The sequence below is a fragment of the Pseudomonas sp. NFX224 genome, from assembly GCF_048565165.1.
Taxonomy (GTDB): domain Bacteria; phylum Pseudomonadota; class Gammaproteobacteria; order Pseudomonadales; family Pseudomonadaceae; genus Aquipseudomonas.
In genome coordinates, this window is record NZ_CP183416.1 from 6,468,002 (window position 1) to 6,484,542 (window position 16,541).

A 16,541-nucleotide genomic window follows, 5' to 3' on the forward strand; every position below is an offset into this window, starting at 1 on the left:
CAATGCCCCGCCATGTAAAAACGCCACGACTGTCGTAAAAACGACCTGTTTGCGCTGAACACGAACATTCATCAGGTTTCTGTTGAACGAGTGTTCAGCTTGGACTATGTTCGTTCCACCTTCTCTCCCGGCTGGTTGCGGGCTTGCGTTTCTTCTTTCTGAACGAGGCACTGGCATGCGGTTTTCACCCTTTGTTGAGCGGATCTCAGGTCAAGGCGTAGCCGCTTGGGATATTCACTACGCGGCATTCGAAGCGCGCCGCCGGGGCGAGGATGTGATCATTCTCAGTGTCGGCGACCCGGATTTCCCCACGCCCGACTTCATCACCGATGCCGCGATCCAGGCGCTGCGCGAAGGTGACACTCACTACACCGAAATTGCTGGCCGCCTGGCGCTGCGCGAAGCCATTGCCGCGCGCTACGGCACGTTGTTCGATCGTGAACTGCAAGCTGAAAACGTGATCGCCGTGGCAGGTGCGCAGAACGCCTTGTTCGTCGCCTCAATGTGCCTGCTCAGTACCGGTGACGAAGTGATTGCACTCGACCCGATGTACGTGACCTACGAAGCGACGCTCAAGGCTTCCGGCGCCACACTGGTGCGGGTGCCGTGCTCGGCGGCTGATGATTTCCGTGTCGATGCGGCGGTGTTGGCCAAGGCCATCACGCCACGCACCCGGGCGATTTTCCTGTCCAACCCGAACAATCCCACCGGCGTGGTACTCAACCGCGAAGAGCTGCAAGCCATCGCTGAACTCGCCATCGCCCACGACTTGTGGGTGGTGGTGGACGAGGTCTATGAAAGCCTGACCTTCGAACGTGATCACGTGAGCCTGGCGGCGTTGCCGGGCATGGCCGAGCGCTGCGTGGTGATCGGCAGCCTGTCGAAATCCCATGCCATGACCGGTTGGCGGATTGGCTGGATCGTTGCCAATCCCGCGCTGGTCGCGCATGCCGAAACCCTGGTGTTGAGCATGCTTTACGGTTTGCCGGGGTTTTGTATGGAAGCCGCGTTGAAGGCGGTGCAGTCCCACGACGAAGTCACCCACGGCATGCGTGACATCTATCGCCGTCGCCGCGATCTGGTGGTGGCGGGGCTGACTGATTGCCCGGGCATTTCGGTGCTGAAACCCGACGCCGGCATGTTCGTGCTGGTGGACGTGCGCGGCACCGGGCTGACCTCGCTGGAATTTGCCTGGCGCCTGTTGCGCGAGGCACGGGTGTCGGTGCTGGATGCCGCTGCATTCGGCGAGCCGGCGCAAGGCTTTGTACGACTGTCCTTCACATTGGGTGAAGAACGACTGACCGAAGCTTGTCGGCGTATCCGCGCTTTCGTCCTGGTGTTGAACGGGGAAGCGCCCCGGCCGGTGATCACCAGCGTGGCGACCGAGACCCTGGTCCTGCCGACCGCCGCCCGAACCATGATCGAAGTCGAGAAGCTGCACAAAAGCTTCGGCAATATCGAGGTGCTCAAGGGCGTGTCGTTGACGGCCCGCGAAGGCGAGGTGATCTCGCTGATCGGCGCCAGCGGCTCGGGCAAAAGTACCTTGTTGCGTTGCATCAACATGCTCGAAGTGCCGGATCAGGGGCGGATCCTGGTGGATGGCGAAAGCATTCACCTCAATCACACCCGTCCCGGCGCGCCGCTGGTGTCCGACGCCAAGCAACTGGTACGCATCCGCTCAAGCCTGGGCATGGTGTTCCAGAACTTCAACCTCTGGCCCCATCGCACGGTGCTGGAAAACCTCATCGAAGCGCCGACCCAGGTCCTGCGCGAAAGCAAAGCGGAAGCCACTGAACGGGCCGAAGCCTTGCTTGAACGCGTCGGGCTGGCGGCCAAGCGCAACGAGTACCCGGCGTTTCTCTCCGGGGGACAGCAACAACGGGTGGCCATTGCCCGGGCCCTGGCCATGCGGCCCAAGGTCATGCTGTTCGATGAACCCACCTCGGCACTCGACCCGGAACTGGTTGGGGAAGTGTTGCGGGTGATCCGCTCTCTCGCCGAAGAAGGCCGGACCATGATCCTGGTGACGCATGAAATGGCTTTCGCACGCGATGTCTCTTCCAAAATCGCCTTTTTGCATCAAGGCCTGATCGAGGAAACCGGTTCGCCGGACGAAGTGTTCGTACACCCACGCAGCGAGCGTTGCCGACAATTCGTCAACGCTCATCAAACTCGCTAACACCATAAAAAGACGGGAAAACAACATGGGAAATCGACGTTTTGCACACTGGTTGACCGGCGCCGCCTGCGTACTGCTGGCCGGCATGAGCGCGGCACAGGCACAGCCGATCCGTTTCGCGGTCGCGGCCGAACCCTATCCGCCTTACACCGAGAAGCAGGCCAACGGTGAATGGAAGGGCTTTGAAGTCGACCTGATCCACAAACTGTGCAGCGAAATGAAAGCCGAGTGCGAGATCAAGGAAGTGGCGTGGGACGGGATCATTCCGTCGCTGCTGGCGAAGAAGATCGACGTGATTTTCTCCTCGATGTCGGTGACTGAAGAGCGCGAAAAACAGATCGCCTTCAGCAAGGCCTACTACGACTCGGTAGTCGCCATCGTCGGCCCTAAAGATGCCTCCGTGAAAAAGTACCCGGATGACCTCAAGGGCAAGACCATCGGCGTGCAGAACTCGACGGTGAGCGCCAGTTACCTGAAGACCTACTACGAAAAGATCGCCGACGTTAAGTACTACGACACCCAGGATTCGGCCAACGCAGACCTGATTGCCGGTCGTATCGACCTGATGATGGCCGACGGCACCGCCATGGCGTCGTTCGTTAAAACCCCGGATGCGAAAGACCTGGCTTACCTCGGCGCGGTGCCGTACGACCCGATCTTCGGCAAAGGTGTGGGCGCCGGCTTGCGCAAGGACGACACCGAACTCAAGACCAAGCTCGACAACGCGATCAAGGAGCTGCTGGCGAGCAAGGACTATGACGACCTGTCGCAGAGCTACTTCGGCACGAGCGTGAAGCCGACGTTCTGATACCGAGGCTGTACACAGATCCTGCAGGAGTGAGCCTGCTCGCGATGAGGCCATGACAGTCGACGTTGATGTTGACCGAACCACCGCTATCGCGAGCAGGCTCGCTCCTACAAGGGCCGGCGGTGCCTTCTGCCCGCCAACTGGAGACTGAAATGCCAGCAATGTTCGATTTGATCAATTTCACCGAACAAGGATGGGGTGGGGCGCTACTCAAGGGGCTCTGGATGACCCTGCAGATTTCGGCCGGGGCCTTTGTGCTCGGGCTGGCGATCGGTTTGGTGGTGGCTTGCCTGAAGTTGGGTGCGCCGAAACCGATTGCGGCATTGGCCCGTGGCTACACCACGTTGTTCCGGGCGGTTCCGGAGCTGTTGCTGATCCTGCTGCTGTTTTACGTCGGTTCCATGCTGCTCAACTCGCTGATGACCTCGCTCGGTTACGAGGTGGTTAACGTCAGCGGCCCGCTGGCGGCGATCGTGGTACTTGGATTGGTGCAAGGCGCCTATGCGTCGGAGATTTTCCGCGCGGCCATCCAGGCGATTCCCTATGGCCAGATCGAGGCGGGCAAGGCTTTCGGCCTGCACGGTTTCGGTCTGTTCCGGCGCGTCACGCTGCCGATCATGGCGCCCTATGCCATCGCGGGGATGTCCAACCTGTGGATCAACCTGATCAAGGACAGCGCACTGATCAGCGTCGTCGGTACCAATGAGCTGTTGTACACCGCCAAGCAAGCGGCGGGGTCGACGCGTCACTATCTGTTGTTCTACCTCACGGCCGCGGCGCTGTATTACGCGGTGACACTGGTGTCCAACTACCTTTCGGGACGGTTGGAGCGACGCATTCGTCGCTGGATGCCGCTTGTTGACTGAACCGGCAGAGAGAATGAAATGATTCCAGCGTGGATAGTTGAATACGGGGCGCTGTTGGTCCGGGGGCTGCAAACGACCATCGCCATCCTGTTGATTTCCAGTGTGTTCGGTTTTGTGCTGGCGGTGTTGGTGGCGCTGGCGCGGATCTCGAAAAACAAGGTCATCGCCAAGGTCAGCCTGTTCTATACCAGCGTGACCCGCGGCACACCGTTGCTGATCCAGATCTACATTTTCTACTACGGCCTGGGCAGCCTGTTTGCGCAGTTCCCGTTGATTCGCAGCAGTTTCCTCTGGCCGTATCTGCGCGATGGTTACTGGTACATCGTCTTCGCGCTGGTGGTGTCGGTGGGCGCGTACGTCGGCGAAGTGATTCGCGGCGGCCTGCTGGCGGTGCCCAAAGGCGAAATGGAAGCGGCCTCGGCGTTCGGCATGACCCCGCGCCAGGCCCTGCTGCGGGTACGTTTGCCCCGGGCGCTGCGCCTGCTGTTGCCGACCCTGGCCGGGGAAACCGTGATGTTGCTCAAATCCACGGCGCTGGCCTCGACCATTGCGGTGATTGACCTGCTGGGCGCGGCCAACGTGGTGCGGGCGCAGACCCTGCAAGTGTATGAACCGTTGCTGCTTGTGGCCGGTGTCTACGTTTGCCTGACGTTCCTGATCGAGGCCATGTTTGCGTTTTTCGAGCGCCGGGGCACTCCGGTGCGCAGGTCCGCCTGATGAACAAGCCAATAGTCGACCGCTCGTTACAAGGCATAGGCCTGTGCACGTTGGGCTACGCGTTCCTGTCCTTGCAGGACGCCGGCATCAAGTGGCTGGTGGCCGATTATTCGGTGTTCACCATTCTGTTCTGGCGCGCCCTGGTGGTAGTGGTCGCCTGTTTGCTGATCGGGCGTTTACAACTGGTGCAGCGTGCCTGGCGTTCGTCCAGCCGGCGCTTGCTGGTGGTGCGCGGGTTGTTGTCGATCGCCGCCTGGCTGCTGTATTACACGGCCGCCCGGGACCTGACCCTGGCGGAAATGACCACCCTGTATTTCTCGGCGCCGATCATGGTCACGGTGCTGGCGACGGCGATTCTCAAGGAGCGCGTCACCGGTTGGCAGTGGTTCACCCTGATCATCGGGTTTATCGGTGTGGTGATTGCTTGCCGTCCGAACAATCTGGCCAACCCTGTGCCGATTGTCCTGACGCTACTGGCGGCGATGTGCTGGGCGGTCACCTACATCCAGTTACGCCAGGTCGACGACCAGACCTCGGTGCTGGAACAGATGTTGATCACCAACGTGGTGTTCGCCGTTTGCATGGTGGTGGCGTTGCCCTGGACCCATACGCCGGCACCGATGCCGGACTGGCTGGGCATGCTCGTCGCGGGGTTGATGGGCGGCATCGGTCAGTTCCTGTTGTTCGCCAGTTTCCAGCGCGCCACCGCGACGGTGCTGGCGCCGTTCGAATACACCGGGCTGATCTGGGCGTTCCTGCTGTCGAGCCTGATCTGGGGCACGCTGATGGATGTCTCGCTGATGATCGGCGCCGGCCTGATCGCGGTCAGTGGCACCCTGGCGATGATTTTCGGGCGGCACTCGTCACAGGACGTCGTCGGTGCCGAATGCTCCGTGTCGCAATCCCTTTATCCAGCAGCGACAGATATGGAGCCCGTTGGCGGGGCTGAACGTGTCGGGGTTCAGGCACCACTCGATCCAGAGACCGTCGAGCATCGCCGATAGGCCGATGGCGGCCAGGCGTGTGTCGTGGATCACGAAACCTTCACTGACCGCCAGTTCATCAAGCAACTGGCGCAGCAGGTCGAGGTAGGCACCGTAGCTTTTTACGTGGGACTGGCTGACGTGTTCGGAGTGGCGGATGAGGCTCCAGAACACCACCCAGGCACCGAGCAATTTCGGGTCCATGACCCGTGGCGAAAAAGAGCCGACCAGAAAGGCGTCCATTTTTTCCGCCGGCGTGCCTGCCTGGCGGATTTCGTGGAGCAGGGCGGCGGTGAGTTCGCTGGCGAGCTTCTGATAGGTGTCGGCGATCAACGCATCGATGCTGCCGAAATGGTGATTGAGCAGGCCCACGGACACGCCGGCCTCGGTTGCAATGCGCCGCACGGAAATCCCGGCGTGGCCATCGCGAACCAGGCAGCGCAGGGTGGCGGCAACCAGCAGTTCGCGGCGTTCATCGGCTTCGGCGCGGCGGTTTTTCGGGGCGATGGTGGTCACAAAGAATTCCTTGGCGGTGGTCCACGCTGGCGAGCTTAGTTGAACGTGTGTTCAATCACCAGTCTCGGCGGTGTGGTTATTAACGTTCATGACGGGAGGACAAGCGTATGGCGCAGGATATTTCGTTCAATGTTCGCAACAACAATGGCGACCCGGTGCAGGTCAACGCCTGGCGTTTCGAAGGCGCCAGCGCCGGACCGAAGGTGCACTTGCAGGCGGGGGTGCATGCCGATGAAATCGCCGGGATGCTGGTGCTGCACCTGTTGATGCAACGCCTTGCGGTGGCCGAGTCCGAAGGCCGACTCAAGGGCACTGTCACCGTGGTGCCACAGGCAAATCCACTGGGTATCGGCCAGTTTCGCCAAGGGCGGATCCTCGGACGTTTTCATGATGCCACCGGGCATAACTTCAACCGTGGCTTCGACCAGTCGACCGCGATGGCGCAGCCGTCGACCAATGTCCAGGAATGGCAAAAGAAACTGGTGCAACTGGCGGCTCCGGCGGACGTGATGCTTGACCTGCACACCGATGACGAAGCGCTGCCCTACATCTACGTGCACCGCAGCTTCTGGCCCCGTGGCCGCGAACTGGCAGCGGCGATGAAGATGGACGTGGCGATCATCTGGGATGACGGCGGCGATGGCTCCTTCGAGGAAACCATCATTGCGCCGTGGCTGCGTGAAGGTACGACGCAAGGGCGCATGGCCGCGACCCTCGAACTGCGCGGGCAGGGCGACGTCAACGATCGCTTTGCCGAACAGGACGCCGATGGGCTGTATGCCTGGCTGTGTCGATACGGCGTCATCGACGAAGCAATGTCGTTGGCCGAGTGGCCCGTCGAGGTCAAGGACATGGCGCAGATGGAGACTATTCTCGCGCCGCAACCCGGTGTGCTGATCTTCGAAAAACACCTCGGCGATGTCGTCGAGCAAGGCCAGCGGTTCGCACGGATCCTGCGTCGCCCCGGTGATCCGTCGTCGGAAGTGGTGTTGGTGGCCGAACAAACCGGGCGCATGGTCACCCGCTATCGCGATCGCTTGATCCCGCAAGGCGTGGTCGTTGCCAAGTTCACCGGCAGCCATGAGTCGCGTCACTGGCGCGGCGGGTTGCTGGACCCGAACTGAACCGCATTCATGTGCTCGCGACAACGCTGGTTTGCAAGCGGCAGCGAAGAGATTGCTGTCGCCGGCAACTTCGCTTCGCAATGCCTGGCGCTGCTGCGCAACCGGAAATCTGACAACCGTTCATCGGTGAACTACGCTGCGATACGTACCCTCGGTGTGAATAATGTGAACTAAGGATCTGAACCATGCGGAGCAGGCTGCTCGCTGTATTGTTTACTGTTTTCGGCATGCTCTGGTCGGTTCAATTGTGGGCCGAAGAGCCGCCGAAGGCGCCTGATTCGCCGGTCGAACTGAAAGTAGCCAACCGCAGCATCATGGTGTTTCGCGCGACCCTCCTCGGCGAAAGCCCGGCATCGCGGGTCAAGCGTGCCAAAGCGGTCATCAGCGAAGCGCTCGATGACGCGGACGAGCTCAACGTCAGCATCGACCCGATCATGAAAAGCTACATGGTGCTGCTGGGTAGCCGGCGGGCCTTTATCGTGTCGCCCAACGATTTCGACGAGACCGAATACGACTCGGTGCAGCAGGCAGCTGAAGCCGCGGCTGAAAAGTTGCGCCAGGTGGTGTCTGAAACGCAGGAAGCCCGCAGCCTGCGATTGATCATCCGATCGATCGTTGCGGCAGTGATTGCCACCGGTATCTATATCGGCTTGTTACTGGGCATGTCCTATCTGCGCCGCAAACTGCTCAATAAACTGCCCGAGCTGATGCATCGGCACACGCAGGCCCTGAAAGTCGGACGAGTGCCACTGGTGGATGCCAAGTACCTCTATCCGCTGGTCAGTCGCCTGCTGGAGTTGCTGCGTTGGGCCGTCGTGTTGCTGCTCACGTACGAGTGGCTCGGGTTTGTCCTGTCACGCTTTCCCTATACACGGCCCTGGGGTGAGAGCCTCAATAACTATTTGCTGGAAGTCGCCAGCTATTTGTTGCAAGGGATTGTCGGTGCCATACCGGGGCTGGGTGTGGCGTTGGCCATTTTCTTCATTGCCCGTGGCGCGACCGGGTTCATGCGCCGGATTCTGCGGCGCATGGCCATGCCAGGCACCCTCAGCTGGCTGAACCATGAAACCCTGCAACCGACCCAGCGCCTGACATCCATGGCGATCTGGCTGTTTGCCTTGGCCATGGCCTATCCCTATCTGCCCGGTGCGGGCACCGATGCGTTCAAGGGGTTGTCGGTGTTGATTGGCCTGATGATTTCCCTCGGTGCCACCAGTGTGGTCGGCCAGGCAGCGGCGGGCCTGATCCTGACCTACACCCGAACCTTGCGTCCCGGCGAATTCGTGCGCATTGGCGACTATGAAGGCACGGTCACCGAGCTCGGCATGTTCACCACCAGTATTCGCACCGGTCTCGGGGAAGTGCTGACCTTGCCCAACTCGATGATCACCGGCACGGTCACCAAAAACTACTCGCGCACGGTGCAAGGCCCTGGTTACGTGGTCGACACCGTGGTGACCATCGGCTATGACACGCCGTGGCGCCAGGTGGAGGCGATGTTGCTGGAGGCGGCTCAACGCACGCAGGGGATTGTTGAAGTGCCGCCGGCTCAGGTGTTCCAGACCGCGCTGTCGGATTTTTACCCGGAGTACCGGCTGGTGGCCCAGGCCATCCCGAGCCAGCCTCGGCCACGCGCCGTGCTGCTGAGCATGTTGCACGCCAATATCCAGGATGTGTTCAACGAGTACGGCGTGCAGATCATGTCGCCGCATTATCTGGGCGATCCGCAACAAGAGAAATGGGTGCCCCGGGACAAGTGGTACCCGGCACCTGCACAAGAACCCAAGGAACCTTGATTTCGAATGGACGGGAGTCCTCATCATGCTTGATTTTGTGCTCCACGCGTTGCGGGCTGACCCGGAAATCGCGGTATTCCTGGCCATCGCATTCGGCGTTTTCATCGGCCGTATCCACATTGGCAGCTTTCATCTCGGCTCGGTCGCCGGGGCGTTGTTGATGGGGCTGCTGATCGGCCAGATCGGCCTGGAAGTGCCGACCGGTTTGAAGTCGGTGTTTTTTGTGATGTTCATCTACGCGGTCGGCTTCAAGAGCGGGCCGGAGTTTTTCGGCAGCCTCAATCGCGGCACGCTGAAACTGGTGGTGTTGTCGGTAGTGTTGTGCGCGACGGCACTGGGCTCGATCCTGCTGATGAACGCGATCTATGATTTTGACGCCGGATTCACCGCCGGGCTGGGTGCCGGGGCACTGACCGACACGGCGATCATGGGTACCGCCACCAGTGCGATCAATCAATTGACGATCGACACCGCCGCCAAGGCCGAGCTCAATAGCCACATGGCGATTGCCTATGCGATCACCTACCTGTTCGGCACCATCGGCCTGATTGTCTTCGTCGGCAGCATTGCCCCGAAATTGCTCGGGGTTGACCTCAGGGCATCGGCCCGGGAACTGGAACTTGAGTTGGGGATCGCCAAGGAAGAAGACGCGATCACCGTGCCGTACACGCGCATTGTCGTGCGGGCGCATCAGGTGGCGGCCACTGGGCCTGCGGACGGCCTGCAGATTACCGAACTTGAAAGTCAGCACGAGTCGCTGACGGTCGAGCGGGTGGTGCGCGCTGGCCAAATCATCGAGCGCGATGAAGGGCTCACCCTCACGGCCGGTGACATCATCGGGGTCTATGCCTTGCGTGAAGCTGTCGGTTCTCTCTCGCAATGGGTGGGGCCAGAGATCGATCATATCGAGTCGCTGTCGTTTCCGACCCGTCAGGTCGACATCGTCCTGACCTCACCGGAGTTCGCCGGCAAGACCATTCACCAGGCCAAATCTCGCCTGGAAAACACACGGCGCCTGGGCTGCTTCATCAACACCATTACCCGCCAGGGCTACGAACTGCCGCTTCTGCCCAATACCGTGTTGCGCCGGGGCGACGTGCTCACCCTGACCGGCCGCACCGCCAGCGTCGAGACTCTGGCCAAACGCCTGGGGCGGATACGCAAAAACAACTACAAAAGTGACATCGCCGTGCACACCCTGGGCATGGTGTTGGGCTCGCTGCTGGGTTTGCTATCGACCCACATCGGCATGATTCCGGTGGAGCTGGGCATTGGCGGCGGGGTGCTGGTCGCGGCACTGGTGATTGGCTGGTACAACTCGCGTCATCCTGAGGTCGGCGCGCTACCCCCGGCGGCGCAATGGGCGTTTTCCGAATTCGGCCTGACGGCGTTTGGTGCGGTGGTGGGATTGTTGGCGGGACCGGCGGCGTTCGCGGCCATGAAAGAACAAGGCCTCGCGCTGTTGCTATCCGGTGCCGTCGTGACGATCTTGCCGCCACTGGTGGCGTTGTACTTCGGCCGCTACGTGCTGCGCTTGCACCCGATGATCCTGTTCGGCGCCCTGGCTGGGGCACAGACCGAAGCGGCGTCAATGAACAAGATCATCGAGCAGTCCGGCAGCAACACACCGGTGATTGGTTTTACCGTGTGTTATGCAATTTCCAATGTGCTGCTGGCGGTGTGTGGTCCGATCATCATTTTTGTGGTGGCGGGGTAATGGGGGCGCGGTGAAGGGTGGGAACGCCACACCATCAGAAACCGCTTTCACGCATGAACACCGCCAGCAAATGCGTCGTACCATCGGCCAGCAGGCTGCGCCGTTCACCCTCGATTTTCAGATGACCACGGGTTTCGCGCAGGCTCGGCAGCGGTTCGTCCAGTTGAATCAATACCTGAAACAGCGCCGTGCTCGGCACCAGTGCATGCTCGGCGGCGGTGGTCGGCACCGGCCCGCCGAAGCGCGAGGACAACATGCGGTGCGAGAGCTGACTGGCGCGAGTGCTGCCAATCTGCAAGACGTGCCCGCTGAGCGGGCTGGTCTGGCCGTCGGGGTAGAACCGCACGCGATCGCCGGTGGCCATGCGGTGCACCTGGTCCTGGGCAACATAGGCATCCACTTGCCAGCTACGTGGATCGATCAACATCCCCAGAGATTCTTGACGGCCTACCCATTGGCCAGGCTTCCAGTCGGGATTGACGTCCAGCCATAAACCGGCAAATGGCGTTTGCAGGTTGAGCCGGGCGATTTCCGAGCGCGCGGCCCGGGCTTCTTCGAATTGCACGTTCAGGCGTTGCCGAGTCACCGCGTCTTCCGCCAGACCACCGGGATCGGCCAACAATCCGGACAACCGCGCTTCATAACTGCGGGCATTGGCTTCGCTGCTGAGCACGCGCGAGGCGATGTCCGGCTCGTCGAGGACGATCAGGGTTTCCCCGGCGTTGACGGGGCCATCGGCGTGAATCGATTGCAGGCGTGCCGGGTAGGGCGCGTAGACCCGTAGCTGATGTTCGGCGCGGGCCACGCCGACCGCATCGATTTGCGTTCGCCAGGGAATCGCCAGTCCCGCCAGGATCACCGCCAGTACGGTGTAGAACAGCATTTTGCGCCGGCTCGGAACGGCTGCGCGGTGTTGCCACCAGTGATTCAATTCACGCACCACCGGCATGGCGATAAACCAGGAGAGTTCGACCATGAACAGGATGATCCCCAGCAATTTGAAGAAAAACAGGTAGACCGCCAATGCGATCCCAAGGAACAGCACCAGTCGATACAACCAGGTGATGATCGCGAACGTCACCAGCAGTCGACGCTGACCGGTCGGGAATGACTCCGGCCAGTCTTCCTGCAAACCCAGCAGATTGCGCCGCAGAGTGACCCGGGCCAGCGCCGATGCACGCTCATGCAGGTTGGGGAAGTCCAGCAGGTCGGAGAGGATGAAGTAACCGTCAAAACGCATGAACGGACTGGCGTTGAGGGCCAATGACAACAGCCAACTGGTGGTCGCCAGATAGAGCAGGGCATTGCGCAGCGCACCCGGATCGCACAACGCCCAACCCAGTGTCGAGAGCCCGGCCAAAGACAATTCGGTAACGATCCCGGCTGAAGCAATCGCCAGACGCTGTCGCGAACGGCTGAGTTTCCAGCTCTCGCCGGTATCGGTGTAGAGCATCGGCCACAGCACCACGAAGGCGATGCCCATGTGCCCGACCCGTAATCCCAGGCGCGTGGCGACCAGTGCGTGCCCGAGTTCATGCAAGGTTTTGGCGACAATCAACGCCAGGGCAAAACTGAACAGACCTTCAGTGGAAAACGACTCGACCACGGCGTGGGTAAAGGTGTCCCATTGTTGCAAGACCAGAATCACCCCGATCAAACTCAGGCAAAACACCAGCAGCCCGGTGAGCGGGTGAAATAGCCAGCCCAGCGCTCGGGCCAGATGTTGCAGCGGTTGTTGCGGGCGCAGCAGCGGAATGCGGAAAAACAGGTAATGGTGCAACCACCAACGCCAACTCAGCCAACTGCCTTCTTCACCTTTGGCCTGGAGCCGCGCCAATGCGGCTGGCCCGGCTCGGAGTAACTGGTGCTGTTCGAGGAACTGGCGGAAGTCGAGGATCTGTTCGACATCCGGCTTGAGCGCGGTGCCTTCGGCGATCTGTTGACTGATTTGCCGGGGTGACTGGCCCCAGCGCAGCAGGCATTCGAACTCCAGCCAGCCGATGCGGTAGAAACGGTTGATCACCGTGTCCTGGATGACCCAGGCCGGTTCGCCGTTGCTGCCGTGTGCAGCTTCGCTCAGGCGCAAATCCTCACGCAGCGGGGGCAGGGGCAGGTCGGCGGGATCAAGCATTACCAGCCACTCCACGCCCGCAGCGTCGCCAATGGTCGGCGCAGCAAGTAATAACCGAGCATGACACGGCCACCATAGAGTTTGGCAGTGCCGTGCAAGCCCAGGCGAGCATGTTCCGGCGAGCCGTCGATGCTCGCCAGCAAGCGATAGGCGACTACACCTTCATCGCTGGGGCGCGCCTGGTAGCTGGTTTCGAGGATCTTGCCCTTGAGCGGGGTCAGCGGGTATGCAGTGAGGAACAACGTGACTTCGGCGCCCGGCTCCAGGGCGATCGCATCGGCTACGGCCAATTGAATCAGCATTGCCGGTTGAGTCGGGTCGGCTACCTGCATGATGCGCTCGCCGGTGACCACCGGTTTGCCCAGCCAGTCATTGGGATCGCTGAACACCGCGACACCGCCCCGTGGCGCCAGCACTCTGGTGCGTTTGAGCTGGGCCTGGACAGCGGCGAGTTCCGCTCGACGTTGCTGGGCTCGGCCTTCAAGCAGGGTCAGTTCGCTTTTGCTTTGCGGGTTGTCAAAGGCCCGTTGGCTGGCAGCCTGCAGTTCGGCATCAGCCACGGCGACTTCCTTGCCCAGCACTTCGGCGCGACTGCGCAGGGTGGTTTCGTCCAGCGAGAACAATGGCGTACCGGCGTCTACAGGTTGATTCGGTCGAACCTGAATGTGTTCGATCACCCCGTCGATGGGCGAACTGATGATCTGCGCCTGACGGGAGACGATTTCCGTGGGCGCCAATGCGGTTTGCCGAACCGGCAACAGGAGCAGGGCACCCAATACCAACAGGCCGAGCAGCAATTGTTTGCGATTGAGACGCCAGCGACTGAAACCCCGACGCCGGGTCAATGCCGTCCAGCAGTAGCCCCAGGTGTTCACCAGCCCTTTGAGGTGCTGCCACAAAACGGCCGGCGGTTCCTGATCCAGCAACAGGATCAATATCCCCAATCGCTGCTGATCGCGGTCTTGCACCGGTACGCACCACAATCCTGACGGCCACCATTCACTCCAGCCTTCGGCAATATCCGCCGGCGGATTGCTGTTGTCTTGTGTCAGCCAGACTGGCTCGCCATCGGGCACCTGTGTCGCGAGCCAGCGACTGGAACGCCGCAACCACACCAGATACGGCGAGTCTTCGCTGGGCCGCGACAGGCCGGAGACGTTCAACAGTTCCAGGGACGATTCACGCTGGGCAAATACCAGCGCCTGATGGAAGGCGAGCAACGGATATAAATCATTGGCCATGCTGAACGCCAGGGCGTTCAGCGAGTCGGCCGCCATCGCCTTGTCACGCAGCGCATCGAGCTCGAGCAGCAGGTGAGGGTGGGGCAGGGGCTCGTTCATTGTCATGGCTGGAGACTGTTTTGCTGGGCATTGGTCTGCTGGGCGTTGTCCTGGTTGAAGCGTGCCGTGCCGCTCATGCCGGCCATGAGGTCGGGGAATTTTTCATCGAGCCGCGCTTCCAGTTCGACCGTTTGGGCCACCGCATCAACCCGTGAGTTGATCGCACTGATATGAGCCGGGTAGGTTTTGCCGGTTTCATGAATGCTCACCTGCAGCGGCAGGCCCGGCTTGAGGGATTTCAGCAGATTGGACGGAACGTTCAGACGCACTTTCAAGGCGCCGTCACTGACGAGGTCGAACAACGGCGTACCGGCCGTGACAGTCTGGTACGGTTTGACGTAAACCTTGGCTACTCGCCCGGAAAACGGTGCAAGGACCTGGCAATAGCCACTCTGTGCGACGCCCATGGCGCGGGCGCCATCGGCTTTCTGCACCTCGGTGTTGGCCATCGAAACTTCGATATCGCCAACGGCATTGAGCTGACGCAATTGTTGCTTGGCTTGCAGGTTCTGTTTTGCCATGGCCAGTTCAGCGGCGGCCACTTTGCTGCGTGCATCGGCCTCGTTGCAGTTGAATCGAGCCAAGACCTCGGCTTTTTTCACTTGCTCGCCAAAACCGGTTTTCAATTCGCCAAGCGTCCCGCTCATCTGGCTCGAAAGGGTGGTTTCCAGTTCAGCGGCCAGCAAGACGCGAATCGCACTGGCGCTATCGAGGGACGAGGCCGATGGTGTGTCATCGGCGTTTACGGGCAGGATCAGGCAGGCCAACAACAGGGCCCCTAGACGGGACTCAAGGGCGGTTTTGCGCATTCGGCGTTCCTTGCTGAGTGATGAGCAGACGTTGCTGTTCTTGTTCGTTCAATGTGCGCTGGATTTCCCGGGCCAGGGTCTTGATATCGTGTTTCGAGATTTCAGCCGGCAGGACGTCCAGGCCGACGGAGTTGTAGAGGCGTCCCCATGCGGCTTGAGCACTGGAGAATGCCGCTTCACGTTGGTAACGCGAGAGCAGGTAACGACCTTCGGAACGAATCACTTCCAGCTCTGAACCCAAGGCCCCGGTTTTCGCGGCCTGGGCATAATCGAGCAGGCTGCGATCCACGCGCAGGCTTTGTTCGGTGAAATCCACTTCCTGGCGCGCCAGTTGATAACGCAGGGTGCCCACCCGTACCTGAGTCAGGATCGCCATGGACAGCGCCACGCGCCGGGTATCGTCGGTTTCGCTCTGGGATTTTTCCGCCGCGTTGAGTGCCGGCAGTTGCAGCAAGCGCAACAGGTTCATCGACACTTGCAGACCGGTGCCTGTCCAGTCGTTGTTGTAGAGGTATTTGTTGGAGTCGTACTTGTAGCCGAAGTCGACGCTGACGTTCGGCCACAACTGCGCCTTGGCGATGTCCAGGTCTTTCTGGTTGACCCGTTTGCGATACCACTCTTCCATGATTTCCGGGCGATGCTCCATGGACAGCTGTTCCAGCTGCGCCATGCTTTGACGGACTTCCGGTAATGGCGGATCCGGCATGTCGGCCAGGACCATTTTCGAACCCGGTGGCAACGACATCAGCGCGGCGAGTTCGGCCTGGGCAAACTCCAGGTCCTGACGGCGCACGGTCAGCAAGTAGATCGAATCCAACAACGCCCGTTGGTAGGCGAGGATTTCCTGACGGGGCAACAGGCCGCGTTGCTCAGCTTCACGGGCAGAAGTCAGTGCGGTGTGGGTGCGCATCAACAGCTTGTCCACTTCCGGCATCAGCCGTTGCGCGCCGAGTGCACGCCAGTAAGCGTTGCGTACGTCTTGCAGAACGTTTTGCGCGACTTTGCGTCGCCGCTCTTCGGCCATCAGGATCTGATCGGACTTTTGCTGCGTGCGGTAATAAGCCACGCCGAAATCCAGAAGGCTCCAACTCAGGCCCAGCCCATACAGTTCGCGATAGCGCTCTTCAGAGGTCGATGGCCGCAAGCTGACCTGGCGGTCTTCGATGCCGATCGACGTGCCGCCGGAGTCATTGTTGCGCCCGGCGTATCCGGCCGAGGCGACCAGTCGTGGCAGCATTTCATGGCTGGACACGTCACGCAGGTCCGACGCCAGCGCGCTTTCCATCAGTTTGAGGCGGTAGTCGAGGTTGTATTTCAAAGCCCGGGCGGCGGCTTCGTAAAACGTGATCGGCGCGGTGACAGGTTCCTGGCCGGAATACATGCGCGACTGGTCGGCAATGATGCGTTGCCGGTTTTCTTCGTCGGTGGAGGGCTTGGGCTCCAGCGATGAGCAAGCGCTGAGCAACACAGCAGAGGCGAGGGCAGTACTGAGAAACCTGGTCGCGTTTTTCCGCATGTTCAGTCCTTTGTCTTCTTGGTAACTATTCGGGTCGAT

Annotated in this window: 12 protein-coding genes and 1 pseudogene; 8 read left to right on the forward strand and 5 right to left on the reverse strand. The window is 60.8% G+C overall.

The window, feature by feature from the left end; all coding sequences use genetic code 11:
- The first annotated feature begins 175 nt into the window (after positions 1–175).
- From ACNYC6_RS29690 to ACNYC6_RS29710, 5 genes are all read left to right on the forward strand, one after another.
- A complete protein-coding gene (locus ACNYC6_RS29690; protein ID WP_419710423.1) occupies positions 176–2,179 on the forward strand; it encodes an aminotransferase class I/II-fold pyridoxal phosphate-dependent enzyme in 2,004 nt (667 codons plus the stop codon).
- Between the two features lie 25 nt (positions 2,180–2,204).
- Positions 2,205–2,987, forward strand: a complete 783-nt coding sequence (locus ACNYC6_RS29695; RefSeq protein ID WP_419710424.1) for a transporter substrate-binding domain-containing protein — start codon at positions 2,205–2,207, stop codon at positions 2,985–2,987.
- Between the two features lie 152 nt (positions 2,988–3,139).
- Positions 3,140–3,853, forward strand: coding sequence for an ABC transporter permease (locus ACNYC6_RS29700; RefSeq protein WP_416127006.1), 714 nt, complete (start codon positions 3,140–3,142; stop codon positions 3,851–3,853).
- 18 nt (positions 3,854–3,871) lie between these two features.
- Complete coding sequence (locus tag ACNYC6_RS29705; protein ID WP_419710425.1) at positions 3,872–4,570, forward strand: ABC transporter permease; 699 nt, start codon at positions 3,872–3,874, stop codon at positions 4,568–4,570.
- Positions 4,570–5,574: a DMT family transporter gene (locus ACNYC6_RS29710; protein WP_419710426.1), complete on the forward strand. Its 1,005-nt coding sequence runs from the start codon at positions 4,570–4,572 to the stop codon at positions 5,572–5,574. Before ACNYC6_RS29705 ends, ACNYC6_RS29710 begins: the two co-directional genes overlap by 1 nt.
- On the opposite strand, the pseudogene ACNYC6_RS29715 reads toward ACNYC6_RS29710, so the two are convergent.
- Positions 5,530–6,069: pseudogene (locus ACNYC6_RS29715) on the reverse strand (TetR/AcrR family transcriptional regulator); the annotation flags it as partial. The gene ACNYC6_RS29710 and the pseudogene ACNYC6_RS29715 sit on opposite strands and share 45 nt — an antisense overlap.
- A 107-nt stretch (positions 6,070–6,176) precedes the next feature.
- Here ACNYC6_RS29715 and ACNYC6_RS29720 point away from each other — a divergent pair.
- The 3 genes from ACNYC6_RS29720 to aspT all read left to right on the forward strand — a co-directional run bounded on the left by ACNYC6_RS29720 (position 6,177) and on the right by aspT (position 10,706).
- Entirely contained in the window at positions 6,177–7,193 is a 1,017-nt protein-coding gene (locus ACNYC6_RS29720) for a succinylglutamate desuccinylase (protein ID WP_419710427.1), read from the forward strand.
- A 185-nt stretch (positions 7,194–7,378) separates the two neighbouring features.
- Complete coding sequence (locus ACNYC6_RS29725) at positions 7,379–8,989, forward strand: mechanosensitive ion channel family protein (RefSeq protein ID WP_419710428.1); 1,611 nt, start codon at positions 7,379–7,381, stop codon at positions 8,987–8,989.
- A gap of 25 nt (positions 8,990–9,014) precedes the next feature.
- Positions 9,015–10,706 (forward strand): aspartate-alanine antiporter, encoded by a 1,692-nt coding sequence (aspT, locus tag ACNYC6_RS29730; RefSeq protein WP_419710429.1) that lies wholly within the window; start codon positions 9,015–9,017, stop codon positions 10,704–10,706.
- 34 nt (positions 10,707–10,740) lie between these two features.
- On the opposite strand, the gene ACNYC6_RS29735 is transcribed toward aspT, so the two are convergent.
- From ACNYC6_RS29735 to ACNYC6_RS29750, 4 genes are read right to left on the reverse strand one after another with little or no spacing between them, the layout of a single operon-like run.
- A complete protein-coding gene (locus ACNYC6_RS29735) occupies positions 10,741–12,837 on the reverse strand; it encodes an HlyD family efflux transporter periplasmic adaptor subunit (RefSeq protein WP_419710430.1) in 2,097 nt (698 codons plus the stop codon).
- On the reverse strand, positions 12,837–14,183 hold the full coding sequence (locus tag ACNYC6_RS29740) for an efflux RND transporter periplasmic adaptor subunit (protein WP_419710431.1): 1,347 nt from the start codon (positions 14,181–14,183) through the stop codon (positions 12,837–12,839). Before ACNYC6_RS29740 ends, ACNYC6_RS29735 begins: the two co-directional genes overlap by 1 nt.
- Complete coding sequence (locus tag ACNYC6_RS29745; RefSeq protein ID WP_419710432.1) at positions 14,180–14,986, reverse strand: efflux RND transporter periplasmic adaptor subunit; 807 nt, start codon at positions 14,984–14,986, stop codon at positions 14,180–14,182. Before ACNYC6_RS29745 ends, ACNYC6_RS29740 begins: the two co-directional genes overlap by 4 nt.
- Positions 14,967–16,502, reverse strand: a complete 1,536-nt coding sequence (locus ACNYC6_RS29750) for a TolC family protein (RefSeq protein WP_419710433.1) — start codon at positions 16,500–16,502, stop codon at positions 14,967–14,969. The genes ACNYC6_RS29745 and ACNYC6_RS29750 overlap by 20 nt, the downstream gene beginning before the upstream one ends.
- Positions 16,503–16,541: the final 39 nt, after the last annotated feature.

What these genes read in the sequence shown, in the direction of transcription:
- ACNYC6_RS29690 (WP_419710423.1), top strand. Translation starts at nt 176, where the DNA reads ATGCGGTTTTCACCCTTTGTTGAGCGGATCTCAGGTCAAGGCGTAGCC.
- ACNYC6_RS29695 (WP_419710424.1), top strand. Translation starts at nt 2,205, where the DNA reads ATGGGAAATCGACGTTTTGCACACTGGTTGACCGGCGCCGCCTGCGTA.
- ACNYC6_RS29700 (WP_416127006.1), top strand. Translation starts at nt 3,140, where the DNA reads ATGCCAGCAATGTTCGATTTGATCAATTTCACCGAACAAGGATGGGGT.
- ACNYC6_RS29705 (WP_419710425.1), top strand. Translation starts at nt 3,872, where the DNA reads ATGATTCCAGCGTGGATAGTTGAATACGGGGCGCTGTTGGTCCGGGGG.
- ACNYC6_RS29710 (WP_419710426.1), top strand. Translation starts at nt 4,570, where the DNA reads ATGAACAAGCCAATAGTCGACCGCTCGTTACAAGGCATAGGCCTGTGC.
- ACNYC6_RS29720 (WP_419710427.1), top strand. Translation starts at nt 6,177, where the DNA reads ATGGCGCAGGATATTTCGTTCAATGTTCGCAACAACAATGGCGACCCG.
- ACNYC6_RS29725 (WP_419710428.1), top strand. Translation starts at nt 7,379, where the DNA reads ATGCGGAGCAGGCTGCTCGCTGTATTGTTTACTGTTTTCGGCATGCTC.
- aspT (WP_419710429.1), top strand. Translation starts at nt 9,015, where the DNA reads ATGCTTGATTTTGTGCTCCACGCGTTGCGGGCTGACCCGGAAATCGCG.
- ACNYC6_RS29735 (WP_419710430.1), bottom strand. Translation starts at nt 12,837, where the DNA reads ATGCTTGATCCCGCCGACCTGCCCCTGCCCCCGCTGCGTGAGGATTTG.
- ACNYC6_RS29740 (WP_419710431.1), bottom strand. Translation starts at nt 14,183, where the DNA reads ATGACAATGAACGAGCCCCTGCCCCACCCTCACCTGCTGCTCGAGCTC.
- ACNYC6_RS29745 (WP_419710432.1), bottom strand. Translation starts at nt 14,986, where the DNA reads ATGCGCAAAACCGCCCTTGAGTCCCGTCTAGGGGCCCTGTTGTTGGCC.
- ACNYC6_RS29750 (WP_419710433.1), bottom strand. Translation starts at nt 16,502, where the DNA reads ATGCGGAAAAACGCGACCAGGTTTCTCAGTACTGCCCTCGCCTCTGCT.